Below are 23,931 nucleotides of genomic sequence, written 5' to 3'. Positions count from 1 at the left end.
GCTGCGCCCAGTATGGGAATCGCACGGCATGCCGCCTTAGCTCAGTTGGCCAGAGCAACGCACTCGTAATGCGTAGGTCTCGGGTTCGAATCCCGAAGGCGGCTCGGAATTACCCCAGGACTCACTCGCCGTGACCTGGGGTTTTTTCATGCCCGGGGCATGCCGAGCCGCACGACGGGGATGCCGTAGGAGTGCTTGCGTGAGCGATGCGTGAGCGGAGCGGCTGTCAGCCCTTGCGTGCGGCCTTCTTGGTCTTGCCCTTCTTCTTCCCCTTGCCCTTCGCCTTCTCGGCCTTCTTCGCCTCTTTGGCGGCCTTCCGGGCCTGCTCCTCCTGATCGGCCCTGCGTTGGAGGGGGACCAGCTTGGCGGTGGCCTCGGCGGCGCTCTTGCCGACGTGGGGGAGCACGCTCTGGTAGATGTCGCGCGTGATCCGGGTGTCGCTGTGCCCGAGCGTGTCCGACACGATCTTGATGTCGATGTCGGCCGCCAGCATGAGTGTGGCGGCGCCGTGCCGGAGGTCGTGCAGCCGGATCGGCGGGAGGCCGGAGGCGGCGACAAGGCGCTCGAAGAGGTCGGTGACCTTGCCCGGGTGGAGCCAGGATCCGTCCTCCTGGGTGAAGACGAGTCCGGTGTTGACCCAGGCCGACCCCCACTCCGCGCGGTCGGCCTCCTGCTGTTCGCGGTGCCGCTTCAGGACGTGGACGGTGTCGTCGTCCAGTGCCACGACACGGAAGCCGCTGTCCGTTTTCGGCTCGGACGCCTCGACCTCCCAGCCGTCCTGAACGAGCTGGCCGGTCACGGTGAGGGAGTGCCGGTCGAGGTTGGTCTCCGACCAGGGCTGCCCGCACGCCTCGCCTCGCCGCAGGCCACGGAAGGCGATCAGGTGCCACATCGCGTACAGCCGGTCCTCGGCGACGAAGTCGAGGAAGGCACCGGTCTGTTCCGGCGTCCAGACCATCACGGGGGACGGCTTCTCGCCGGTCTGCTCCCACTTGGCGACCCGCTCGTCCGTCCACACGAGCGCCTTGGGCTTGCGCACCGGGTCGATCTCGACGTGGGCCGCCGGGTTGAAGGTGATGATCTGCTGCCCGATCGCGTCGTTGAGGGACGCGCGGAGCGTGGCCTTGATGTGCTGGCGCGTGGCGGGGCCGGTGACGCGGCGGAAGGGCGGCATCGCGTCGATCGCTGCCTTCATCGCCTTGCGGCGGGCGCGGTTCGCCACACCCTTCCACGGGACGGTCGCCAACTCCTCGACCGCCGCTCGCCGCTGGGCGTGCTGCTCCAGGATCTCGGCGTTGGCGTCGGTGATGGCGGTGAACATGTCGCTGACGTGGCTGACACGCAGCCGGTCGAGGCGCCGGTGGCCGATGTGCGGCTTGAGGTGCACGCGGACGTCGGTCTCGTACCGGCTGATGCCCGACTTCCGAATGCGCTTGCCGGCAAGCCACCGGCCCAGCCACTCGGCCACGGTCAGGCTGCCGATGAGATCCTGGCCGGCCCTGAGCCGGCGCCGGGTCTCCTCCACGTCCGGCAGGGGCAGCTTCTCACCGCTGACCTCTGCCAGCATCGCGGCGATCAGCTGTATGCCCTCGGGGTCGTCGGCCTCAGCGAGCCCCAGGAGGGCCCGCACGTGGTCGAGATCAGCCTGGGCGGCCTTGAGGCTGCCGTACCCGCCACGCGCGAAGGACCCGTCGGCTGCCGTCCTCGCGGGGCGGAAGCTCCTGGCGTATGGAGTATGTGCAGTGATTCCTGCTGTTGCGCTTGGGGCAGGAAGTGCCGAGCTCCTTGCCGGTCTTGGGGTCACGGCAGGAACAGCGGCGGTAGGTGGAACCCTTCAAAAGTCTTCCTCCAGGTGGTTGTTGTCGTCGAATGGGCTCGTGAACCGGGATGGCAGCAGCATTGGGGGCGTGCCGCCCTCCTCGCGGATGGATGCGCGGAGGCGGCGCAGCCGCTCCTTGGCGAGCGTGGCCCTCTCGGCGTAGAAGGCTTGGGCGCTGAGGGCCTCTTCGCGTTGAGCAGCGTCGCCGGCCGACTTCGCCTTCCAGGCTTCGTCCTGCTCGCTGGACTCGGCCGCGTGCAAGGCCCGCTGCTCGTTCTCGTGTTGGTGGAACAGACGAAGCATCAGGTCCAGGGCGAGCGGTTCACCGGGTTCGGCTCCGGTGAACCACCGCATGGCGTCCCAGGTCTGCTCGCTGTGCCGCAGGGGGAGCTTCTGGACCTGCTCGACGTAGCCGACGGGGTAGATCAGGCAGATCGGGTTCGTGTGGAGCGCCTCGGCCAGCACCATGACGTCGACCAGGGGCAGGCTGGCGCGGCGTCCGGATTCCATGTTGGCGATCACGTTGCGTGGGATCGAATGACCGATCTCCTCGCAGGCGTCGGCCAGGTTCTGTGCGCTCATCCCCAATTCCTTCCTGCGTCGTCTCACCTCCTTAGCCACGGTCGCCATGACCTGGTCCACCCACTCGGGGACGTTGTCCTCGTCTTCATCATCGAATCGGTGTTGTGTCATGGCGACACATTAGCTCGGTCAGACTTATTTCTCGTAGCCCGGAGCCGGACGTGATGACCACGTTCGCCGACGGCTGTACGAGAGGAGCGCTGCGTGCGCGACAACGCGACAGGGGCCGGGCTGACGGGGATGGGCCGCGAGGAGCTGCTGGCCCTTCCTGCTGCCGTTGACCTGGACACAGGCAACCGTGCGCTGGGGCTCGGGCGGAGCAAGGGCTACGAGCTGGCCAAGCGAGGCGAGTACCCGTGCAAGGTCCTGCGCCTGGGCAAGGCATACCGCGTGGTGACCGCGGATCTGCTCAATCTGCTGGGGCTGGCCGCTTGAGGGCGAGGCAACATAGCAGGCCGTTCTGCGCTGAGCTGACACAGAAGCGCTGGACTGTGGCCAGGCGTGTACGTACGGTTCGTGGTCCCTCGCGGTGGCCTGATGCCCGCGAGAAGGGAATGGGCCCCCGGCGGTGCGACGCCGGAGGCCCGAGCAACCCCGAACGGCCCTGGAAGAACCAACCCGGCGGCAAGGGCGTGCGAGCCCGCGACCGCCAGACGAGGAGCTGCCCTGTGGAACACCACGAATCCCAGCCCTATTCCGCCCCCGAGAAGCCCGCGTGGCCGCTGGTTCCCGTCCCTGGCAAGCCCGGCGAGTACATCGGTCAGGCTTCTGCCGCCGACGGCGTCGAGGGCACCTTGGCAGACGAGCCTGCCGAGGAGCCGGAGCCGGAGCCGGAGCCGGAGCCGGACCCCGAGCCGACGCACGGATCGGAGCTGCTGGATGAACTGCGTGCGCAGATATCGAAGTTCGTCATCCTCCCCTCCGAGCAGGCGCTCGACTCGGTCACCTTGTGGGTGGCGGCGACGCACCTCCAGCCGGCGTGGCAGCACGCCCCGCGCCTGGCGGTGGTGGGGCCGGCGAAGCGGTGCGGCAAGTCCCGGCTGCTGGACGTTCTCACCGAGACGGTTCACGAGCCGATGCTCACCATCAACACCACGCCGGCGGCGGTCTTCCGCTCCATCACCGAGGAGCCGCCCACGCTCCTCGTGGACGAGGCGGACACGATCTTCGGCACGCCGAAGCAGGCGGAGAAGAACGAGGAGATGCGCGGACTGCTGAATGCCGGCCATCAGCGCAACCGATACGTGACCCGGGTCGTCGGCAACGACCACACACCCCACCGGTTCGCCACCTTCGCCATGGCGGCCATCGCCGGAATCGGCGACCTGCCCGACACGATCATGGACCGGTCGGTGGTCATCCGCATGCGCCGACGAGCGGAAGGCGAGACCGTCCGCCCCTTCCGGTCACGGCGGGACATCCCGTCCCTGCACGGCCTGCGCGACCGGATCGCCGCATGGGCGAGCCCCCTGCTGGACGAGGCCGCCGACCTGGAACCGGCCATGCCGGTCGAGGACCGCGCCGCAGACACCTGGGAACCCCTGGTCATCGTCGCCGACCTCGCCGCCGGCACCTGGCCGCGCCGCGCCCGTACCGCGTGCGGGCAGATGGTCTCCGCCGAGGCGGCGGCCGAGGAGGACCACCCCAGCGGGGCCCGCATCCTGGCCGACATCAGGCGCGTCTTCGTCGCCCAGCGCGAGGTGGACAGCCTCTCCACGGAGGAGCTGATCCACCACCTGCGCCAGGACCCGGAGAGCCCGTGGGCTGAGTGGGGGCGCAGCGGGCTCAGCCCGCGCGACCTCGGCTCGATGCTCCGGCAGTTCGGCATCAAGCCCGGAAACGTCCGCATCGCCGACGGAACCCAGCGCAAGGGCTACATGCGCAATAAGTTCCTCGACCCCTGGCGCCGCTACTGCCCGACCGTCCATCCGGTCGACGCCGCACCAACCCTCCCGCAGGGCTGACCCCGCCCTGCCCCCGCTGGTTGCCGTCCTTGCCGTCCCTGCCGCGATCGCGCAGGTCAAAGGGCATACATGCAAGACGGCAACCGGCCCCAAGACGGCAACACGATCACGACCGCCCGCGCAGACGCCGGTACGTCGCCCGCATCCGTCTCGCGCCGTCCCACACGTACGTGCCGTATCGCCGCAGGTCACCGTCCATGAGGCCAAGACGGAATGCCGACCCGTGCCGTCCCCGCCAGAGTGCGGCCAAGACGGAGACCGACCGGGCCTGCCGTACCGGCCCTGACCTGCGCTTGCAACGGCCAAGACGCCCAAGACACATCACGCCACCACCACAGGAGCTTCCCGCTTGAGCACCCCTGCCATACCCGCCCACTACCGGACAGCCCACCAGGCGACGGTCTGGGACCGCGCCGCGATCCTCACCCTCGGCGCCGCCGCGTGTGCCCTCTCGTACGACGCACTCCAGCAGATGGCCGTTGCCATCCACATCCGCGGGTTCCTCACCTACCTCTTCCCGCTCGTGATCGACGGGTTCATCGCGTACGGGGTACGAGCCCTCCTCGTCCTGCGCACCGCCCCGTTCCGAGCTCGCCTCTACATATGGACGCTGTTCGGAACAGCGACCACGGCGAGCATCTGGGCGAACGCCCTGCACGCCCTGCGCCTCAACCAACAGCGCACATCCGACGGCCTGTACCTGGGCGACACCACCGTGGGCGTCCTCTCCACCATCGCGCCGCTCGCTCTGGCCGGCGCGGTCCACCTCCACATCCTGATCACCCGCGAGACCACCACCGAGGCTCCGGAACAGCCTGCCGGGGATACGGAGGCCAAGCGGCGAGGCGGACGTCCACCGGACGCCTCGCTGGAGGACCTGGTCGAGATCGGCCGTGCCGCTGCCGCTGAGCAGGGGGAGCTGTCGCGAGCCATCGTGAAGAAGGCTGCTCGGGCGCAGGGGCTTGGCATGGCCGGCGAGCGACTGACCGAGGTCATGAAGATCCTCCGGGCCGAGGCGAAGGTCGCCTCCGAAACCTCCTGACCTTCCAACCCTGAGCCCGGTCGGGGTGGTCGGAACCATTCAGACCACCCCGACTGCGGCCTTGTCCACACCCTGAGGGCCGCTCCTGTGGATACGCACACATGCCCTCCCTGTGCCCCCTGCACCCGCCCCGTCCCGCTCATCGGAGAACGCCCGTGCCCCGTGACCCTCACGACGACGCCACTACCGGCACCGACATGGCGTCCCTCCAGCCGAAGCCGCCTACGTTCATGGACCGTTTGCGGCAGGCGTTCGGACGGACGGCCCCTGGCGGAGCCAGTAGTACCCCGAGTCCGACTCAAGGCCGGTCTTCGAGGGTCTCCGCCCCGGGGGTGGCGGAGAAGGCCCAGCGCCAGGGGGCGCCGGACCGGGAGGTCGGGACCGAGGGCGGCCCCGACCAGGACGAGCTCCACGCCATCCAGCAGCAGATCCTCCGCCCCGCATCCGCCACCGAGCCGACGGCCGGCGAGCGAGCGGTGCAGAGCGTCCAGCCGGCGATGCGCCGTTTCACCGGCACCAAGCGGACCGTCCGCGTCGGCCCGCTGCGGTTCACCGGCGCCGAGCACGCCAACCTCCAGGAGGCTGCCGCCGAGCACGGCTACAAGGGGGAATCCGGCTTCGCCGCCGACATCGTCCTCGCCTTCATCGCCGGTCGGTTCACCGCGAACCTGCCGCTGTCCGAGGACCGGCGCCGCACCCACATGTTCCGCGCCCAGGTGCTGCGCGAGCTCAACCGGATCGGCGTCAACGTCAACCAGATCGCCCGCGCCCTCAACAGCGACCTCACCCCGCCCGACATCCGCCACCGACTCGACGAGCTCCACCGCCTGCTGGAGCTGATCGCCGAGGCCCTGCGCGAACCCGCCGACTCCAGGAAGGACCAGGCCGCGTGATCGCCGCCATCAAACCGGCCGGGTCCAACACCCGCGGCCTGCTCGCCTACCTCTACGGCCCGGGCCGCCACGACGAGCACACCGACCCGCACATCGTCGCCGGCTTCGCCATGCTCGGCATGCCCGACCCCGGCCGCGACGCGGACGCCACCCTCACCCAGCTCGCCCGCCACCTCGACGAGCCCGTCCATCTTCGGAACAGCGAGTTCGGCAAGAAGGTCGCCGACCACGTCTGGCACTGCCCCGTCCGTACCGCCCCCGAGGACCGGCACCTTTCCGACGCGGAGTGGGGCGAGATCGCCCAGCGCATTGTCGAGGCCGCCGGCATCGCACCGCCCGGCGACGACCTCGGCTGCCGGTGGATCGCCGTACGCCACGCGGACGATCACATCCACATCCTCGCCACCACGGTCCGCGAAGACGGCCGCCGGCCCAAGCTCCACGACAGCGGCATCCGCGTCGGCGACGCCTGCCGCCAGATCGAGACCGACTACGGCCTGCGCCGATTGAAGAAGGGCGACCGCACCGCCGGACGCCGACCCACCCAGGCCGAGATGCACAAAGCACAACGCCTCGGCTGGGAGCAGACCAGCCGCGACTGGCTCCAGGACCGCATCCGCGCCGCCATCCCCCACGCCAGCAACGCCGAGGAACTCCTCGCCTACCTCGAAGCCATGGGCATCGCGGTCAAACCCCGCCGCGGACCTTCCGGAGACCTCCTCGGCTACGCCGTCGGCCGCCCCGGAGACCTCAACAAGGACGGCGAACAGATCTTCCACCCCGGCGGCAAGATCGCCCCCGACCTCACCCTCCCCAAGCTCAAGGCCCGCCTCGAAACCACCGAGCCGGAGGAACACCCCACCGCCCGCCGCGACCAGCCCGCGACCCCCTGGCACCAGGCCACCGACGCCCTCGACACCCTCCACCAGCAGATGGCCGACGACACCCACGCTCAGGCCCACATCACCGCGCTCGGCGACCTCATCGAAGCCACCGCCCAGAAAGTCCCCACCTACCTCCACGCCGAACTACGAGCCGCCTCACGGGCATTCGCCCGCGCCCAGCGCTCCCAGATCCGCGCCAAGAACCAGGCGGCCACCACCCTGCGCCGAGCAGCCCGAGACCTCGCCCACACCGCCACCGGCCCCGACGGCAGCGCCCTGGCGACCCTGCTGGCCACCCTCGTCTGGGCCACGATCGTCGCCGCCCGCTGGCACGAGGCAAAGAACCACGCCCACCAGACTGAAGCCGCCCGCCAGACCCTCCACCACCTGAAGACTGCCGCCGACCGAGCCTTCACGCCCGTCGTCGACAGCCTCGCCACCCGTCAGCCGAGCGACCAGGCCCGCCGAACCCTCGCCCACGACGTACGGACGGCCGTCCCCGACCACGCCGAACGCATCCTCACCGACCCCGCCTGGCCGGCCCTCGCCACCGTCCTCGCCGACGCCGAAGCCGGCGGCCACAAACCCCACCAACTCCTCAAGGAAGCCGCCGCCAAGCGCGAACTCACCACCGCCCGCCAACCCGCCCGCGTCCTGATCACCCGCATCCAGCACACCAGCCGCAACCCCGCCCCCAACCCCCGCGCCGAAGCCGCCCGCCGCCGCACCACCATGGCGCCCGCACCCAGCGGACAGCAGACCCGAAACCCCCAGCCCACCACCACACCCACGCCCCCCACTGCCCAGCGCCACCGACAGCGCTGACAGCCACAAGGACCCCTGTGACAGCCACGCAACAGCCACCCACCTCCACCACCGCAGCCGACAACAAGGACCCCGTCCTGAAGATCCATCCCGCCGCCGACCTGTTCCCGATGCTCGACCGGGACGAACTGCTCGACCTCGCCGATTCGATCAGGACCGAGGGCCAGCACGAGCCGATCGTCCTCGACTCCGACGGCGTCCTCCTCGACGGCCGCAACCGTCTCGCCGCCTGCGAGGTCGCCGGCGTCGAGCCCCGCTTTACCACCTACACCGGCACCGATCACGTGAGACTGATCATGTCCGGCAATCTGTTCCGCCGGCACATCAGCAAGGGTCAGCAGGCAATGATCACCGCCATGGCCTGTTCCGTTTCGGAACACTCCCTGCGGGACCAGGCCAAGCACCATGGCCTCAGCCTCACCCGCCTGTCGAACGCGGCCACCGTCCTCAAGCACGCCCCTCACCTGGCCGAACAAGTCCGCGTCGGCACACTCGGTCTCGACGCCGCCTACAACGCCGCCCGCGAGCAGAGAGACCGGACTGCCGCCCTCAAGGCCCAGTACGACCGCCTTCGCGAGCACGCCCCCGACCTTGCCGCACAGGTCACCGAGGGCCTCCTCACCTTCGAAGACGCCACGGCGGAACTGGACGAGCGGCTGGAGACGGAACGGCTCCGGCAGTACGTGATCGATGCCGACACCCTGTGCCACGCGGACGGCGACACCACCCCGCCCCTGGCCGAGCTCGTCGAACGCGGCGACATCACATGGGGCCAGGCACAGCAGCGCGCCGAAGAGTTCCTCGCCCACCGGCAGGACACCATCGACCGGGCCCAGCACGCTCTCCAACTGATCGCCGAGAACTGGACCGCCGTCCAGGACCTCGCTGCCCGGCCCGGCACTCAGCTCACCCGCGACATCCTCGGGGGTCTTGCACCCGAAGTCCGATTCCTGGCCCAGCGCCTGATCACCCTGGACTGAGCCATTGCATGCTCTCGGGGCTGGACCCCGCCGCCAGCCCCGAGAGCGATCGCTTATGCCACCGACTTCCCCACCGCCTCCGTTAGCGCAGCAACCGCTCCCTCTCCGTAAACCTCTGGCGCGGGCGGCCGGCCCCATTCCCACACGTCCAGGACGTGGCATGGGCGAGGCGGAGGTTCGAACTCGACGCAACCGGCGCGTATGCCGACTGCGGCAACGGCATGCCCGGGAAGCGTCAGGGGCTGCCGGACTGCGAGATGCCGCGCGCAAGTTGGGTCACTATGTCTAAGACGCCCTGACCGAAGGCTGTCGGAGCAACCAGCACTCCGAAAACGAGCACAATGATCACGGTCGCCTTCTCATCTAATCGGCTTCGGGCCTGGGTACGTCGACGGAGGCGCAGGACGATGATGACGGCCAGTAGGACCGCCATGTTGATGGTCAAGATCACGCTGCACGCCCTCCTGGCAGGCAATTCATCAGACATCTCCGCTTTCCTGCATCACGTTCCGAAGCATCAGGACAGCGCCGAAGGGCGGCGCGGTGGTGGGATGCGGTCAAGCAGGTCCCACAAGGGCCGGGATCCCGCAGCCCACTCACTGAGCACACGGCGGTCGACGAGGTGGATTCGGTGCTGCTTGCCCCAGGGGATCGCCTTTGAGGAGAAGCGGCCGTTGGTGAGGACGACCGCGACGTCCGCTCCGTGGATCTGGCGTGCAGTGCCGTTGACCTGCTGCAGTACCCCGACGCCCACAGCAGAGCCGCGAGCCCCGTCGCGGCGGTGCTTGCACTGGATCGCCCAGACTCGGCCAGCGGGGTCGACTGCGCGCACGTCGCACGCGTTGTCCCCGGCGCCACCCAGCTGCTCGGCGTCGCACCCGTCGCGGCGCATCAGGTCCCGTACGGCAAACTCGAACGCGCGGTGATCCAGCGCGTCCAGCTCAGCGATCCTCAGCCGCAGGGCTGCCGCACGGACGCGTGCCCATTCCGCCCTCTGCTTGGCCCTCTGGTACCAGAAGCCACCGATGACCACGGCGACGACGGCCGCGAGGACGAGAACCCACCAGTGCGTGAGCAGCCACTGCACGACGGCGGCAATCAAGCCAATCACCGCCACGGCACCGAATGCCAGAACGATCTGTTCGTCCTGTCTCTTGGAACGGCTGACCCGTCGACGCCGTGCAGTTCGCCGCGCCGGGCGGCGGCTCATCGAGTATCGCCCAGCTGCGCCGAGGTGGAGGAAGCAGACAGGTGCGCCTTGCATGTGGCACCGCCTGCCGCGGTTGATCCCACATGCCACCGTGTCTGCGCCCATACCGGGACGTCATCCCGAACGTGGTCCGCAAGCTGAACCGTCATGAAGGAATTCCCCCTCTATCCAAGACCGTTGGTGCATCCCCGCGCCGGTCGTATGACAGCACGCACCACCGACAGCATGTAAGAAGTCGATCACCGGGAGTGATGGGTTTTCGGTCAGAAGAACCCCGCACCCCATCAGTCGCTCATCGCTCGACCTGCGCGTTTACGGCTCGACCTACCAGCTTCAGCCGTTTCGAGGCTTGGGGCGAGAACGAGCGCTGCACGCAACTTCTAGGCCGCCAGGGCCGAGCGCCCCGCCTCTCCCTCTCCCTCGATGACGCGAGCGATCTCCGGCCATGGAGCACGCAAGGCGTCGAAGAGCGACCAGTAGTCGTAGGCAGCTCGAACCATGGCGCTGACGCCGAGGCGGGTGGCTTCGGGGTCGATGGCGCCTATGACGCGCCGTGTGATTCCGCCTGCACCCCGAGCTGCTGGGGCGATCCCGTGGCCGAGCAGGAGTGTGGCGGTACGGAGGGCATCCAGCGTCGGTGGTGTCGCCATCTGTGCGAAGCGCCCAAAGATCAGGGGGTGCCAGCTCGCCCTGGTACGCGCCCAGGCCAGGCGTTCCAGTCCAGTGCCGAGGTCAACGGCCATCCGGTCCGGGTGATCCGTATTCCACAGGAGGACGATGTCGCCGAGGGTGAGGTCCAGGTGACGGAAGCGCAGTGTGATGCCTTCGACCTGCCGTCGGCGCCACGGGGTGAGCGTTCCGTAGATGCTCAGGTGCCGTGCGTGGAAGCCGAGTTGGGAGAGAACGGTCAGCCAGCCGTCGAGGATGGCGCCGTACTCGTCCAGGCTGCCTATGGGTTGGACTCGGGAGACGTTGACGAAGGAGGTCAGGAAGCCGTCCATCAACTGGCCTTCCGCGTCCCGTTGACCGGTGAAGCGGACGACCGGCTGCGGGATGAATCCGCTTCTATATGTGCGGGGTTGGCCGTCCTTGAGGACCGGGTCCAGGGCCTGGATAGCGGAGATCGTCAGTTCGGTCTCCCTGCCCCACCGGAGTGGGAGGCAGGCGTCACGTGGGGCGCCGTCCCGCGCGAAGCCGGCTTCCAAGGAGTCGAGGATCTCCCTCCATGTGGGTGATCTGCGTGGCGGCTGGTAGGGGCTGCCCCGGTGCGGGTGAAGAATCTCGATGTGGGGGCCGTCGGCGGTGAACTCCCAGTGGGGGCCTAACGCGGCGTTCAATACGCCGGGTATCCGCTGGGCAAGGTCGTCTCCGACGGTGCCGGCGGCGCGGGTCAGCACGATCGGGCCGACATCGCCTGGAAGTGGCGCGCCGGGTCGAAGCGCTGCATGCCGATCGCCTGGACGTTCTGGTGGTCAAGGCTTTCCGCCTGTTCGATCGCGTCGGCGAGCCTTCGTGCCGCGGTCTCGTCCTCCTCCCTGGGGTCGACGACCGCGACCGCGCCCGTCTCGTCGCACAGGGCGGCGTGGGCGCAGGTTCCTTCGCGCCAGGTCAGGGCGGCCATGGGGGTGCCGGCGCGGAGGGATTCTCCGAAGACCGCGGCACCGGCTTCCACGTACGGCCGGGCGTACGTGTAGACGAAGACCGAGGCGTCGGCGATGGCTGCGGTCTTGGCGGGACCGCCGAGTTCGCCGATCCACTTCACGTGGTCGGCGCTGAAGAGCCGTTCGTGGCGTCGCACGTACGCCTCGTCGAAGACGGGGCCGACGATCCGAATGCGGCGCCCAAGGATCTGGGCCGCCCGCACGGCGATGTGCGGTGCCTTCTCCTCGTCGATCCGGCCGAGCCAGACGAGATCGGTGCCCGCGGTGGCCGGCGGCTCCTCCTCGTCGAGGCCGAGATGGACGGCGAGCTCAGGGATCGGCCGGTGGTCCGCGTACCGTTCGATCATCTCGGGCGAGTAGCAGTAGAGCCGCGAACGCTGGCCGTCGAAGGCGGTGGCGGTGTGCTGGAAGACGGGCGAGTGCTGGAAGGTGGCGACGTCGCAGTCCAGCTCGTTCCAGGTGCGCGTCCACGCGGGAAGCGACGGGTACTCGTGGCCGACGACCAGGAGGTCGTAACCCGTGTCGCGCAGCTCGCGCTCGGCGAGCGATCCGGTGGAGATGTCCTCCAGGCGGACCGGCTTGCGGACCCAGTCGTGCTCCAGGTCCGTGAGCCAGCCCGGCCCGAGGAGGTGTACGTCGGCGCCTGCGGCACGGGCGCCTACGGCGACCGCCCACAGCCATCGTTCGATCCCGCCGTATCCGGCGGGTGGAAAGGCGTAGCTACCAGGGAAGTCGCAGACGCCGACGAGCACGTTATGCCTCCGGTGTTCCGTCCGCCGAGATACGGCGGAAGCCGAGATACGGGAAGAGTGATTCGGGCAGGACGATCGAGCCGTCCTGCTGCTGGCACTGCTCAAGGAGCGCGGCCAGGGTGCGGCCGACGGGCAGACCGGAGCCGTTGAGGGTGGCGACGAGCTTGGGCTTGCCGTCCTCGCCGCGGGTCCGGATGTTCGCCCGGCGGGCCTGGAAGGTTCCGAAGTTGGAGACCGAGGAGATCTCGCGGTACGTGTTCTGGCTCGGGATCCAGACCTCGAGGTCGTACGTGAGCTGGGCGGAGAAGCCGGTGTCGCCGGCGGGCAGCTTGATGACCCGGTAGGCGAGGCCAAGCTCCTTGAGACACGCCTCGGCGTGGCCGACCATCTCCTCCAGCTCGGCGTCCGCCGTCTCCGGGTCGACGATCTTGACCATCTCGACCTTGGCGAACTGGTGCTGGCGGATGAGACCGCGGGTGTCGCGGCCGTACGAGCCGGCCTCGGACCGGAAGCACGGAGTGTGCGCCGTGAACGCGAGCGGCAGCTCGGCGGGCGGGATGATCTCGTCCGCGTAGAGGTTGGTCAGCGGAACCTCGGCCGTCGGGATGAGGAAGAGCTCACGGTCGGCGACGCCGGTCTTGAACAGGTCCTCCTCGAACTTCGGGAGCTGGCCGGTGCCGGTCATGGTCTTGCGGGTGACCAGGTAGGGGACCGCGTACTCGGTGTACCCGTGTCGGCGGGTGTGGATGTCGAGGAAGAGCGTGGCCAGGGCCCGCTCCAGAGCGGCGCCGGCGCCGCGGGAGACCGCGAAGCGCGGGCCGGACAGCTTGGTCGCGCGGCCGAAGTCGAGGATGCCGGTGGCCTCTCCGAGATCGACGTGGTCCTTCGGCTCGAACGGAAACGCGGGAGGCGTGCCGACGCGCCGGATCTCGATGGCGAACTCCTCGGAGTCGCCATCAGGCGCGGAGTCGTCCGGCAGGTTCGGGATGCTCAGGAGCAGACCACGGAGCTGGGCCTCGATCTCTTCCTGCCCCGCTTCGATGTCGCGGACCTGCTCCTTGATCTCGCGGGCTCGCTCCTTCAGCTTGCTGATGTCGCCGCCTTGCTTGGCCGTCTGCTGAACCTCACTCGCAACCCGCTTGGACTCGGCCCGCAGCTCATCGGCCGAGCGGATGTTCTGGTTGCGACGAGACTGGAGGGACTCCAGCTCGGACAGGTCCAGGGAGTAACCGCGACGAGCGAGCCGACGAACCGCTTCGGCACCCATTTCAATCAGGGCGCGGGCATCATGCATGAGGAAGATCCTTCTGATCCGGCGAGTGGTGGGATACGGGATCGACGGTAGCAACCGGGGCCACTTCGCCGATCCGCATTACCTCCCTGTCACCAGAGCCGACCGCGTGATCGAGAATGCCAGTTTCAAGATCGTTCATCAGGGCCCCGACGAATACCGGCAACTCGTCATCGGGGATGGCGACCGGCTCGATGTACGGGGCCTCCGGGAAGAAGAGGGGCATGACCCCGCCAGGAGTCCGTTCGCGGCGCCACAGAAGAACGGAGACCAGCAGGCCGTGGGCCACTATGACGCGGGGGCCGGGATGCTCCAGGGCCGCGAGCACCCCGGTGAGCATCCTGCGGATACCCGCGCGCTGCGACTCGCTCCCGCCCGGCGGGCGCTCGTGGGCGCCGTGGCCGTCGAGCCAGACGGCGTACTCCAGGAACGGGTTTCCCTCGAATTCCCCGTAGTCGAGTTCGTTCAACCGAGGATCGGTGATCAGTTCCGGCCCAGGGACTCCCATCAGCAGGTTGGCGGTCTGCTGGGCGCGGGGGAATTCGCTGGCCAGCCACGTTTTCACGCTGTGGAGGGGCACGCTGCTCCATCCCCTGTTCAGCGACCGGCGGCCCTCCTCGCTCAGGCGGATGGGCTTGGTCGGATCGCCGTTGACGAGGTAGCGCCGGCTGTAGTTCGTCTGTCCGTGGCGGAGGACGTAGGTCGTCATGATCGGTTCCTTGGGGTCGGCGCCGACAGCCATGCGAGGACGTCGGCCATCCTCGGCGCGCGCGGATCATCGGTGTCGAGGTAGAAGAGCAGGCCGTCCAGGGCCAGGGCCCTGCACCATGGCGCCAGGACGGGCACGGGGATGCGGGAGATCCGGGCGGCTGTGGCCAAGCGAGCGTCCGTGCCGTGCCCGAGGTCGTAGTACACGGTCCAGAAGGCCCAGTCGAAGGCCGCGTCGCCCACCATCGGCAGGGGATCGATCAGGCGGGGGTGGCCCAGCCAGTCGAAGAGGACGTTCTCTCGGTAGAGATCCGCGTGCAGGACGGTGGATCGAGCGGAGTCCTCCTCCAGGGCCACGAGGGCCGGGACGGCCGCGTCGACGTGCTCCTGCCACGGGCTGGCGTCGACCGATTCCAGTCGGCGCCGCACCCTGGGGCGTACCTCCTGGTGGAGGTACGTGGTCAGGAGCGGAAGGTCACGCGGCCGGCGCCGACGGCGGCCGAAGGTGTGGAGGCCCTGGAGGGCGGCGGCCACGGTCGGAAGCTCGCGGGGCGGTCGCTCACCGCCTCCGGGGCTCCCTCCGATCATTTCCAGGGCCGCCACGGCCAGGTCGTCCGCCGCCTCGACGACGCCCGCCGTCGGCCCGCCCGCCCACAGGCGTAAGGCACTGACCTCGTTGCGGAACCGGGTGGGATCGGCCCACGCCTTGAGAAGCAGCGGACGTCCGTCGAAGGTTCCGGCCGTGACGACCACCGAGGCGTGTCCGGCGTCGTGGTAGGCCCCTAGCGTCAGCTTCCAGCGCTCCGCCGCGCGCTCCATCAGCGTCGGCACGGCGTCGAGCCAGCCGGAAACTCCCGGGCCGTAGTGCGTGACCAGCCGCCGTCGGCATTCCTCGGAGACCTCGCCGAGCGTCCGCTTCTCCATCAGCTCAGCACGATCCCGTCGGAGACCAGCTCGTCCGTGAGGGCGGGGAAGCCCTCCAAGGATTCGGCGACGAGTGCCTGGACCTTGTCAGTCTCGACCTCCGGGGAGGACAGCCGAACCAGGATCCGCCACGGCTGGTCGAGGCGCTGGCCGGTGGTGCTGACGAGATGCACCTCCGCGTGCCCGTCGGTGGCCTCGTGCAGCCGCTGGGCCAGGCGCTGGGCGGCGATGTTGTAGAGCTTGCCGACGTGGTAGACGGGGTTCTTGCCGTTGGCACCCTCCAAGTTCATCGGCCGCAGTGGCGTGATCAGTCCGTTGACCCGGTTGCCGCGGCCGACGACGCCCTCGTCGCCGGACTCGATCGAGCTGCCGGTGTAGGTGAGGTACAGCTCGTCCTTCTCCGGCACATCGCGCGCGTTGAGCCGGAAGCGCGTAACGGCTCCGGGCAGCCGGAGGCCGGCCAGCCGGTAGCACTCGGCGAGGACGCTCTCGGTGTTCCGCACGTACTCCGCGCGGCTGGCGACGAGCCGCGACTTCTGCGGGACGCAGAGGACGACGTCCGCCTGCTCGCCGTCCCAGTAGCCCATGAGCTTCACGTCCGATCCGCACCACGCGTGCGAGATAGTGAAGTCGCTCTCCCCGGAGAAGTAGTCCACCAGCTCGCGGACGAACGACTCGAAGAGGTTCTCCGGCGCCCAGCCGGTTCCGAGGGAGGTGTCGTTCGACAGCCGGACCCGGCGCTCACGCAGGTCGTCGATGGAACGGGGGTTGAACCAGCGGGTGCGGTCCGGCACCGCGTCACTGGTGAGGACTGCTCCGGGGCTGGAGTTGCTGGTGATGTTGAAGGTGATGTTGAGGTGCTCCGACACCTCCGGGAGCCGCTCGGCGAAGAATGCCCTGACCTCGGCCTCGACGATCTCCTCGACGGGGATCTTCTCGCCCCCGCACATGGGCGCGGCCCGCCCGTTGATCAGGACGCGCACAGGGGCTGTCATGCGGCCGGCGCCGTAGCGGACCTCGCTGGCACCGCCGAGGAGGGCGAGCTTGTCGAAGTTGTGGTGCAGCACCGCGCCGAAGCGCTCGACGGTGTAGCGGCTGTAAGCGCGGGACAGCCGCTCGGCGAGGTGGTCGGCCAGGGTGTCCGGGTGACCGAGCCCCTTCCGCTCGACGATCGTGGTCGCACCGGGCGTGGCGGTGCCCGTCTCAATGGACAGGTAGCCACCCTCGGTCGTGATGGTTTCGCGCATGACAAACTCCGATCTCTCGGCCTGAGGAAGACGGGTGGGACAGATGAACGTCCTTGGTCAAAGCCGTTTGCCACGGGCTGAGTTGCTCGCATCGCCCTGCGGCGTTCTCGGTCTGCTGCGACAGTAGCCAGGGCACCCCAGGGCACCCCGGAAAATCCTTCCGGGGTCCACTTCGGCCACGAGGTGATGATCAGGACATGCGCGGGATGACACAGAACCTGACCATCGGGGAGCGCGTCGCCTGGTACCGGCGTCGGCGCGGCCTCTCCCAAGAGGTCCTGGCCGGCCTTGTCGGCCGGACGACGGACTGGCTGAGCAAGGCGGAGAACAACAGGATCGAGCTTGATCGCCTTTCGGTGATCACCTCACTTGCCGACGCGCTCGACATCTCCCTCGGAGACCTGCTTGCCGAGCCGACCCTCATGGAGTGGTCGGCCGACAGCGGGCGTCGGACCGTCCCTGCGCTGCGCGAAACACTCATGGACTACAAGCAGCTCACCCCGTTACTGAGCCTCGCAGCCGACGATGAGCCCCCCGCCCTGCAGGACCTTCGAGGCAACGTGCGCGATGTGCTCGATGCCTACCAGGCGTCCCGGTACGGCTTTGCCACCCGACGTCTCCCCCTTGTCCTGGCCGATGCCCTCGCCGCATCCCGCGCCTACTCGGGGCACGAGGCGGAGGAAGCCCACGCGCTGCTCGCTCTCGCCTACCACGGGGCGGCCATGGTGCTGGGCAAACTAGGAGAGCCCGAGCTGGCATGGATCGCCGCTGACCGTGGCCTGGCAGCAGCGCAGTCCAGCGGCCGCAGCGAGGTTACGGGATCGCTCTTCCGAGCAGTCACGCACTGCCTCCTGGCCACCGGGCGCTTCACAGCCGCGGTCCAGCTGGTCAACGACGCGGCAGCCGTCATGCAGCCGGAGTTGGGCGACGCCAATCACGAGTACCTCTCGGTGTACGGCACGCTGTTCCTCGCCGGCGCGATGGCCGCGGCGCGGGCAGATGACCGGGCGACCACGCAGACCTTCCTCCGCGAAGCCGACGAGGCCGCGCAACGACTCGGCGGCGACGCCAATCACATGTGGACGGCCTTCGGCCCGACCAACGTGGCTATCCACTGCGTGGCCACCGCCGGCGAACTCGGCGACATCCAGATCGCCGCAGATCTGGGCTCACGAATCGACACGACCGCCCTGCCGGTGGAGCGGCGCGTACGACACAGCCTCGAAGTCGCCAGGGCGCTGAGCTCCTGGAACCGCACCGACGAAGCCCTGGCCGTCCTGCTGGAAGCCGAACAGGCCGCCCCCGAGCAGGTGCGCCACCACTACCTGAGCCGGGAACTGGTCATCGGCTGGATACGTGGCCCCAGGGGCCGGCCTTCCCATCCCGTGGCAGACCTGGCCCGCAGGCTGGGCGTCGTCGCTGGCAGCTAGAGTCCGAAAGGTGAGCGAGAACGAGCACGAAGCGAAGATGGCCCGCCCCCGCATGGCTGCCGGCGCTCTCTTCTTCGACGAATCCGATCGAGTCCTCCTCGTCGAGCCGTCCTACAAGGACTACCGCGACATCCCAGGGGGCTACGTCGAAGAAGGGGAGTCACCTCGACAAGCGTGTGTACGCGAGGTCCAGGAGGAACTCGGCATCGCACCACACATCGGTCGCCTCCTCGCCGTCGACTGGGCACCGAACCCCGGAGAGGGAGACAAGGTCCTCTACCTCTTCGACGGCGGTCGCCTGAGCGCAGAAGACCGCCGCCAGATCGCCCTGCAAGCAGAGGAGCTCCGCGGCTACGACTTTCACGACGCAGTCCAGGTGTCGGACCTCACCATCCCCCGCCTGGCTCGCCGAATTTCCGCGGGAATCAAGGCCCGGACGAACGGTCTCACCCTCTATCTCGAACACGGGGAGTCGCCGACAAGGGAGAGCTGACCCGCTACGGCAAGCGAAGCTGTTCGTCCAGTGGCACGGTCGCTGGAGGAAGCGTGGTGATCAGCAATTCCTCGGCTGATCTCTTTCCGGAACGTCCAGCTGCCGAGTAGCGCGTGGCGACCAATCTCTTGGTAATCCGCCACTGCCGCACGCCGAGAGTCTCGCGATCGACTTCTGACGGAGTCATTCTGGATTGCGCGTAAAGCCACTTACTCTGCATAAGCATGGGGTGATTATCGTAGCTTAGCAGCCAGCGGAACTGTGCCCTCGTTCGCAGGTAGCTTGCAAGACTGAGGTGAAGTGGATCAGCGGACGTTCCGACGCTCGAACCACCGCCGTAGCCGCCACGGGGGTCGAACGAGGTTCGGTACAAAAGGGAAGATTTCTCGATATACGGGGGATCTAGATAGGCAACCACGCGAGACGGTAGGAGTTGCGGATAATGCTCGGGAACATCATCCAGGGTCTGCCGCCAGTCCTTGCACCATACGTCTACTAGACGCCCGATATCGTAGAGATGGCCAACATACCTAAGTCGCTCGGCGAGTGCATCGGGATTCCAGCGACATCCAATGGGGTAGTTGCTGGTCTGAGCGCGACCCCCAATAGGTCCAGCCTTGCCATGCAAGATCCCGGAAAAAGTGGTCCGATTGAGGAACAGGCATTGCGTGGCCATGCTGAGGCGGCGATCCTGCGATGTCATCGCCGGACGCGGAGACCATGCGCGCCAGTAATCCCATCGGCTTACGGCCGAGGCGCCACCATCGCGAACATACCTCTTCCATTCCTCGTGCATTCGGTCGATGAGCTGTTCGGTGTCGGCGGCCGCCGCTTGCCAAAATGCCGTAACAAGAGGGTCGGCGTCTGCGAGTAGGATGCGGTCTACGATTCCCTCGCCGATGGATCGCAATGAGGCTGACGCACCGCCGGCGAAGGGCTCGACTAGAAGGTTTACCTCGGGAACCTCCCGAGACTGTTTCGCTGATGTAATCACTCGCGAAATCACGGGAGCTAGTGAGGACTTGGCGCCTGGATAGCGCAAGGGGGACTGATAACGCCCCTGGGAGAGCGCGTGGGAGATGGGCTCCAACTGCTGGGGCAGCGGGCGCGTCTGGGTATGGATCGCCTCGTCGGCGCCGAAGAAGGTGGCAATCCGGGCAGGGCCGCTTGCGGCGGTAGTAGTCGCCGACGAGGTCACAGAGGTCACCTGCCTATCTTGCCGGACGCGTGAGTGATCCGGAACATGATCGACCTACCGCTTGAAGTACGTGGGTGGTTGGACCGCCTGGAGGTGGGGCTTCAGGCCAGGGATGTTCTGCTGGGCCATCATCGTCAAGACTGAGCGTCCCACACCGAGAGGCAGTGCCGCGGCCGAGTGTGCCAGAGCGATGGGCACGACGGCATGCCGATACATGCGAGTCCTCAGGGAGTCGAGAACCTCACATATCAGGCGGAGCGTCGGATATGCCTCCCACCCTTCCACTTCGGGGCGGTTGCCGTCGTACGGCGATAGCCCCGATCTAGGGAGAACCGTGATGACTAGAGGGTCGCCGGTTCGAGTGCGGTAGATGAAGCGGCGTCCATAGAATTCGTCTACGCCGTACTCGTTACCTTCGGGGCGTCCGGAGATTCTATTGATGTAGGCGTTGGTAAGCCGCATGACGTGACCCGGCGGAATTAGATCCTTGATCAATTCCGCATGTTCAACAAAGGCGCCCGACTTCTCGATTCCGACGATAAGAGGAGGGATGAGTCCCTGATCTGTGCACCAGTCGCTCAAGTTGCCGAGGTGTTCCTCGAACCTTCGCTTGAGCGGAGCAAGCGGGCCGAACAAAGCCAGCGGCCCATCAGTGATGAAGAGGGTGTGCCGGAGAACCTCTGGAGCGGTATCGGCGAAGAAATTCAAGTAGCACACCGACATCAGTCGCTCGGCCACGTTCATGACGCGCCCGAGCGGAGTGAAGTTTGAACCCTCTACGTTGTATTCTTCGTGGGTTCGTAGCACATCCGAGAGGTAAAGGTGTGCGTTGCAGGCGGGGCATGAGCCGCCTTGTTTTCCGGCTGAAAGCGCGAGGCTGCTACCCGCCTTTTGTCCACATCCAGGGCAGACGCGCAGGCCGATCCCGGACGCCGGCTTGCCGCGCGTGCCGTGCAGTGCGAGAAGTCCATCTGCGAGGGTCATCTCAGTGTTGGAGTCGAAACGGGAACTGTGAAGAAAGTCGTTGAGTTCCACGCGCCAGGTGTCCACGCCGCTCATACCTGGGCGAGTCAATTGAGATCCAGGTAGAGCGACGTCGAAGGCATATTCAGAATGAGATTTGCGAACCTCGCGTGGGTCGATGTGCTTCACTCGTGAAAGGCTGCGAAAGACATCCAGTCGAACCACGGAACCCGCAACCCGGAGATAACCGACCTTTACGGTTGGATGGTCACGGGTGGTGTCTACTTCGGTGTCCGAGCCGTCGACGGTGATGGAGAAATCAACTTCATCAAGCTTACCGATGAGGGGCAAGTCTTCGAGGGGTGAGCACAGTTCAGCAATGCCATCCTTGCCATTGGGGCGAGCGCTGGTGATGGTCCAGCGCTGGAGGGCAGCCTTGACGGCTTCGTTCCTCGCCGTCTCCACGTGGCCAAGCCTGGAAGCCTTCTCACCATCGTAGGGCACGAGTTACTCGCTTTCGATCGTGACGTCGACGTCTGCCAAGCCAGCTGCATTGCGGGCAGCGTTCACCATGGCGTGGTCGAACTTAGAGATCTGCACCGGAACGATGTACTTTCCCGAGTAGGTCTTCATACGAACGAATCCGACGTCTTCTGCTCGAATAATGCTCGGAGCCCATACCTTGAAGTCGTAGTAGTGAGACAGCTCTCGCGTTTCGTGGTCAGAGTTGAGATGGGCGATCAGCCAGTTTGACGTGTTCGAAAGCATTCGCTTGTCAACGGATGTGACTTCCTGTGTAGCATAAATGAGCCCCATCCGATACTTCGCGGCTTCCTTTGACAGGCGCACCCATGGGTCATCGGCCACCTCTCGCCCGCTGCGCTCAAATAGGTTGTGCGCCTCTTCGACGATGATCTGCATATCCACTGGATCGCGGTCGTCGCGGAATCGCTCTCCCGCCCGGTTCAGCAAGTGGCTGACGATACGCTCGGACATGACCTTGGCGACTTGGTCGTTTCCACTGGAGAGGTCAACAATCGCAAGTCGACCTTCCTGCATGTCGTGCCACAAATGCTCTGCAACATCGCCTGCCGATTGAGGGGCGTGGAATGGGCGAATGGTGCGAATGGCGGACGTTACGCCAGTGTACTTATAGACGCCCCAAATGGCGCTGAAGTGGCAATCCTGAGTGTCATGCCATTTGGGAAATTCGCTTTCCCTTTCGCCCACCCATTCGGCGAGTTGGAGCGCTCCCGAAGGGCTGTTGACGCGATAGGAGCCCGGTCGAACCTGCGACACAGCCGCAGGGTGTGCGGTAATGAAGTCCTGAATAGGGGCTGGGGCGACGATTACGAGATCCTGCGGCAACCTTGCTGCCTCGAAACCGCACTTGGACAGGAGCCCGAAGAAGGCGACCATTGCCCACCCCCAGCGGGCATGCTTGCTGCGATCGTTTTGGTCGGGTTCGGAGAGGACCGCTGACCGGAAGCTCTTGCCATAATTGGTATTGACGGGAACGGTTGCTTCACTGACCAGGCTCCAGGCGGCTTCCAGGACCTCGCGGTCATAGAAGTTGATGCGCAGTGGCTTCTCCCGGTTGTCTGAGGCGTTGGGATCTACCTTGTAGATCCGCACCGTGCTCTCATTGTCTCCGAGAAGGCGAAGGCCCGTACGGTCTTGCTTATTGACGTTCGCGTACTCACCCTGAGGGTCGAAAATCAATTGACCGATCGAGCGCTTGTGCTCCGAACCGTACCGGTGGACCGCTGTTACTAGTGTCTTGATCGTGTTGGATTTTCCGGTCCTGGTCATACCGAACACAGCAGTCTTTCGCCCGACGAAGTCGGAGACATTGATGTGAGCCTCCGCCTTGTCGGTGCCGGCGATCAGAGCCTTGCGTCGCGTAGCGGCGAATCGAACCTTTCCGATTGCCAGGGCATCCTTTTTGTCGGTGGGCTCAGGGTAGGACGCAAGCCATGACAAGACTTGAATCGATGGAAGGAAGACTTGGTAGCGCGCAGAGACGACTACGTTGTCGATGTCGGCCCCGAACTCGATCGCGGCTTCGCGTCCCTCAGTCTCGGTGTAGAAGGTGCCCAAAACTTCGCAGTCGAAGGCTGACTGCTGGAGTTCGTTTCGTGTCAGCACATCGGTGACATCGTCGAATCCGACCCCCGATGCGCCTGCGTCGCGAACGACTGCCAGCCGAGTTTGAATGAGTTCCGACTCGTTGGGCAGTGGCGCAGTGCCGCGGACTCGAAGCAGGATGATCTCTTGATCTTCGAGTATGAAACCGGATTCTGTGTTGTCTCCCGCGACGGCAAGAAGGAAGCCGCCCCTCGGAACTCCCCCGGCCTTCTCCTTCTTGAAGTCATCGGTCAGCACCACAGCTGAGTCGTAGTCCAGACGGTAGATACCGCCGACCGGTACGCAGCCCCTGTTGATTAGCGCAGTCAGTGGCTTCTTGAGTTCGACCGACTGGGACAGCCCCTGAGTGATGCTCAACGCGTCTCGCCCCTCTACCAGCCATGCCGGTGGAGGCGCGGCTGCGGTGTGGATGTGGTCCAGAGTCGTTCTGGACGGTACACGCGACCACTGACAAAAGTAGCCCATACGGCGGATGTTGACGGCAGGTCAGCATGGCCGGCCGCGAGTGCTTGGCTGTGCCGCGTCGCGCCGTCGACTGGAGGTACTCGATCAGATCCGATGGGGTGCTGCCCGGTGCGGCGGCATCTGGATGCCGCGGTCCGGGTCGTCTGCGGCACGACCGGGAACCTGCGGCTTTGCGGTCGCCGGACGCTCTTCTTGCGTGAGCGCTGCGTGAGCGGACTGGGTGGCACCAGGGCGGACGAGCCGTCACGCTGATCAAGGTCGCAAGCCTCTGTTCAGCGAAAACGGGATTCGGCGGCATCTTCCGGCACCACCCGGGATGATCTTGCGGGCCCTCGTAATGCGTAGGTCTCGGGTTCGAATCCCGAAGGCGGCTCGGATCAGCCCCAGGACTCACTCGCCGTGACCTGGGGCTTTTTCATGAGCGGATCCGGAGCCGAGCCCGGGCCGCCCGT

General features: G+C 66.8%; 20 protein-coding genes, 1 tRNA gene and 1 pseudogene. 9 read left to right on the top strand and 13 right to left on the bottom strand.

Annotated features, from left to right (window positions below):
- Positions 1–30 precede the first annotated feature (30 nt).
- A tRNA-Thr gene (locus M5362_RS15850) sits at positions 31–104 on the top strand.
- 122 nt (positions 105–226) lie between these two features.
- Here M5362_RS15850 and M5362_RS15845 read toward each other — a convergent pair.
- Together M5362_RS15845 and M5362_RS15840 are read right to left on the bottom strand one after the other, a co-directional pair.
- Positions 227–1,838: pseudogene (locus M5362_RS15845) on the bottom strand (tyrosine-type recombinase/integrase).
- Positions 1,835–2,512: a helix-turn-helix domain-containing protein gene (locus M5362_RS15840; protein WP_260228182.1), complete on the bottom strand. Its 678-nt coding sequence runs from the start codon at positions 2,510–2,512 to the stop codon at positions 1,835–1,837. Before M5362_RS15840 ends, M5362_RS15845 begins: the two are co-directional and overlap by 4 nt.
- Before the next feature lie 129 nt (positions 2,513–2,641).
- On the opposite strand from M5362_RS15840, the gene M5362_RS15835 reads away from it, so the two are divergent.
- From M5362_RS15835 to M5362_RS15810, 6 genes are all read left to right on the top strand, one after another.
- A complete protein-coding gene (locus tag M5362_RS15835) occupies positions 2,642–2,836 on the top strand; it encodes a hypothetical protein (protein WP_107484910.1) in 195 nt (64 codons plus the stop codon).
- Between the two features lie 359 nt (positions 2,837–3,195).
- Complete coding sequence (locus M5362_RS15830; protein ID WP_374214483.1) at positions 3,196–4,365, top strand: DUF3631 domain-containing protein; 1,170 nt, start codon at positions 3,196–3,198, stop codon at positions 4,363–4,365.
- A 349-nt stretch (positions 4,366–4,714) separates the two neighbouring features.
- Positions 4,715–5,407 (top strand): DUF2637 domain-containing protein, encoded by a 693-nt coding sequence (locus M5362_RS15825; protein ID WP_260228180.1) that lies wholly within the window; start codon positions 4,715–4,717, stop codon positions 5,405–5,407.
- A gap of 332 nt (positions 5,408–5,739) precedes the next feature.
- Entirely contained in the window at positions 5,740–6,300 is a 561-nt protein-coding gene (locus tag M5362_RS33155) for a MobC family plasmid mobilization relaxosome protein (protein ID WP_260228179.1), read from the top strand.
- A complete protein-coding gene (locus M5362_RS15815; protein WP_260228178.1) occupies positions 6,297–8,009 on the top strand; it encodes a relaxase/mobilization nuclease domain-containing protein in 1,713 nt (570 codons plus the stop codon). The genes M5362_RS33155 and M5362_RS15815 overlap by 4 nt, the downstream gene beginning before the upstream one ends.
- Before the next feature lie 17 nt (positions 8,010–8,026).
- The gene (locus M5362_RS15810) at positions 8,027–8,989 is read left to right on the top strand and encodes a ParB N-terminal domain-containing protein (protein WP_260228177.1); all 963 of its coding nucleotides are present in this window, start codon (positions 8,027–8,029) and stop codon (positions 8,987–8,989) included.
- A gap of 235 nt (positions 8,990–9,224) precedes the next feature.
- Here the strand turns inward: M5362_RS15810 and M5362_RS15805 are convergent, their stop codons facing one another.
- The 8 genes from M5362_RS15805 to M5362_RS15770 form a co-directional block, all read right to left on the bottom strand.
- Positions 9,225–9,476: a hypothetical protein gene (locus tag M5362_RS15805; RefSeq protein WP_261366017.1), complete on the bottom strand. Its 252-nt coding sequence runs from the start codon at positions 9,474–9,476 to the stop codon at positions 9,225–9,227.
- 30 nt (positions 9,477–9,506) lie between these two features.
- The gene (locus M5362_RS15800) at positions 9,507–10,199 is read right to left on the bottom strand and encodes a restriction endonuclease (RefSeq protein WP_260228176.1); all 693 of its coding nucleotides are present in this window, start codon (positions 10,197–10,199) and stop codon (positions 9,507–9,509) included.
- A 380-nt stretch (positions 10,200–10,579) separates the two neighbouring features.
- On the bottom strand, positions 10,580–11,404 hold the full coding sequence (locus tag M5362_RS15795) for a hypothetical protein (RefSeq protein ID WP_260228175.1): 825 nt from the start codon (positions 11,402–11,404) through the stop codon (positions 10,580–10,582).
- Positions 11,405–11,589: 185 nt separating this feature from the next.
- The gene (locus M5362_RS15790) at positions 11,590–12,612 is read right to left on the bottom strand and encodes a glycosyltransferase (RefSeq protein ID WP_260228174.1); all 1,023 of its coding nucleotides are present in this window, start codon (positions 12,610–12,612) and stop codon (positions 11,590–11,592) included.
- A gap of 1 nt (position 12,613) precedes the next feature.
- The gene (gene serS, locus M5362_RS15785; protein ID WP_260228173.1) at positions 12,614–13,906 is read right to left on the bottom strand and encodes a serine--tRNA ligase; all 1,293 of its coding nucleotides are present in this window, start codon (positions 13,904–13,906) and stop codon (positions 12,614–12,616) included.
- Positions 13,899–14,612 (bottom strand): histidine phosphatase family protein, encoded by a 714-nt coding sequence (locus tag M5362_RS15780; protein WP_260228172.1) that lies wholly within the window; start codon positions 14,610–14,612, stop codon positions 13,899–13,901. The genes serS and M5362_RS15780 overlap by 8 nt, the downstream gene beginning before the upstream one ends.
- A complete protein-coding gene (locus M5362_RS15775) occupies positions 14,609–15,535 on the bottom strand; it encodes an aminoglycoside phosphotransferase family protein (RefSeq protein ID WP_260228171.1) in 927 nt (308 codons plus the stop codon). Before M5362_RS15775 ends, M5362_RS15780 begins: the two co-directional genes overlap by 4 nt.
- Complete coding sequence (locus M5362_RS15770; RefSeq protein WP_260228170.1) at positions 15,535–16,782, bottom strand: methionine adenosyltransferase; 1,248 nt, start codon at positions 16,780–16,782, stop codon at positions 15,535–15,537. The genes M5362_RS15775 and M5362_RS15770 overlap by 1 nt, the downstream gene beginning before the upstream one ends.
- A 206-nt stretch (positions 16,783–16,988) precedes the next feature.
- Here M5362_RS15770 and M5362_RS15765 point away from each other — a divergent pair, with 206 nt between their 5' ends.
- Entirely contained in the window at positions 16,989–18,212 is a 1,224-nt protein-coding gene (locus M5362_RS15765; protein WP_260228169.1) for a helix-turn-helix domain-containing protein, read from the top strand.
- Between the two features lie 10 nt (positions 18,213–18,222).
- A complete protein-coding gene (locus tag M5362_RS15760; protein ID WP_260228168.1) occupies positions 18,223–18,705 on the top strand; it encodes an NUDIX hydrolase in 483 nt (160 codons plus the stop codon).
- A gap of 4 nt (positions 18,706–18,709) precedes the next feature.
- Here M5362_RS15760 and M5362_RS15755 read toward each other — a convergent pair whose 3' ends face one another.
- From M5362_RS15755 to M5362_RS15745, 3 genes are read right to left on the bottom strand one after another with little or no spacing between them, the layout of a single operon-like run.
- Positions 18,710–19,912 (bottom strand): DNA adenine methylase, encoded by a 1,203-nt coding sequence (locus M5362_RS15755; protein ID WP_260228167.1) that lies wholly within the window; start codon positions 19,910–19,912, stop codon positions 18,710–18,712.
- Positions 19,913–19,957: 45 nt separating this feature from the next.
- Entirely contained in the window at positions 19,958–21,331 is a 1,374-nt protein-coding gene (locus M5362_RS15750; RefSeq protein ID WP_260228166.1) for a hypothetical protein, read from the bottom strand.
- A 42-nt stretch (positions 21,332–21,373) separates the two neighbouring features.
- Positions 21,374–23,371: an ATP-binding protein gene (locus tag M5362_RS15745; RefSeq protein ID WP_260228165.1), complete on the bottom strand. Its 1,998-nt coding sequence runs from the start codon at positions 23,369–23,371 to the stop codon at positions 21,374–21,376.
- Between the last annotated feature and the right edge of the window lie 560 nt (positions 23,372–23,931).

The sequence above is a fragment of the Streptomyces sp. Je 1-79 genome, from assembly GCF_025195125.1.
Taxonomy (GTDB): Bacteria; Actinomycetota; Actinomycetes; order Streptomycetales; family Streptomycetaceae; genus Streptomyces.
Note: the sequence above shows the minus strand (reverse complement) of the source record. Positions and strands in the feature narration are given on the sequence as shown.

Excerpts from the sequence above, each read along its gene's own strand:
- M5362_RS15840 (WP_260228182.1), bottom strand. The coding sequence starts at position 2,512 with ATGACACAACACCGATTCGATGATGAAGACGAGGACAACGTCCCCGAG.
- M5362_RS15835 (WP_107484910.1), top strand. The coding sequence starts at position 2,642 with ATGGGCCGCGAGGAGCTGCTGGCCCTTCCTGCTGCCGTTGACCTGGAC.
- M5362_RS15805 (WP_261366017.1), bottom strand. The coding sequence starts at position 9,476 with ATGTCTGATGAATTGCCTGCCAGGAGGGCGTGCAGCGTGATCTTGACC.
- M5362_RS15800 (WP_260228176.1), bottom strand. The coding sequence starts at position 10,199 with ATGAGCCGCCGCCCGGCGCGGCGAACTGCACGGCGTCGACGGGTCAGC.
- serS (WP_260228173.1), bottom strand. The coding sequence starts at position 13,906 with ATGCATGATGCCCGCGCCCTGATTGAAATGGGTGCCGAAGCGGTTCGT.
- M5362_RS15780 (WP_260228172.1), bottom strand. The coding sequence starts at position 14,612 with ATGACGACCTACGTCCTCCGCCACGGACAGACGAACTACAGCCGGCGC.
- M5362_RS15775 (WP_260228171.1), bottom strand. The coding sequence starts at position 15,535 with ATGGAGAAGCGGACGCTCGGCGAGGTCTCCGAGGAATGCCGACGGCGG.
- M5362_RS15770 (WP_260228170.1), bottom strand. The coding sequence starts at position 16,782 with ATGCGCGAAACCATCACGACCGAGGGTGGCTACCTGTCCATTGAGACG.
- M5362_RS15765 (WP_260228169.1), top strand. The coding sequence starts at position 16,989 with ATGACACAGAACCTGACCATCGGGGAGCGCGTCGCCTGGTACCGGCGT.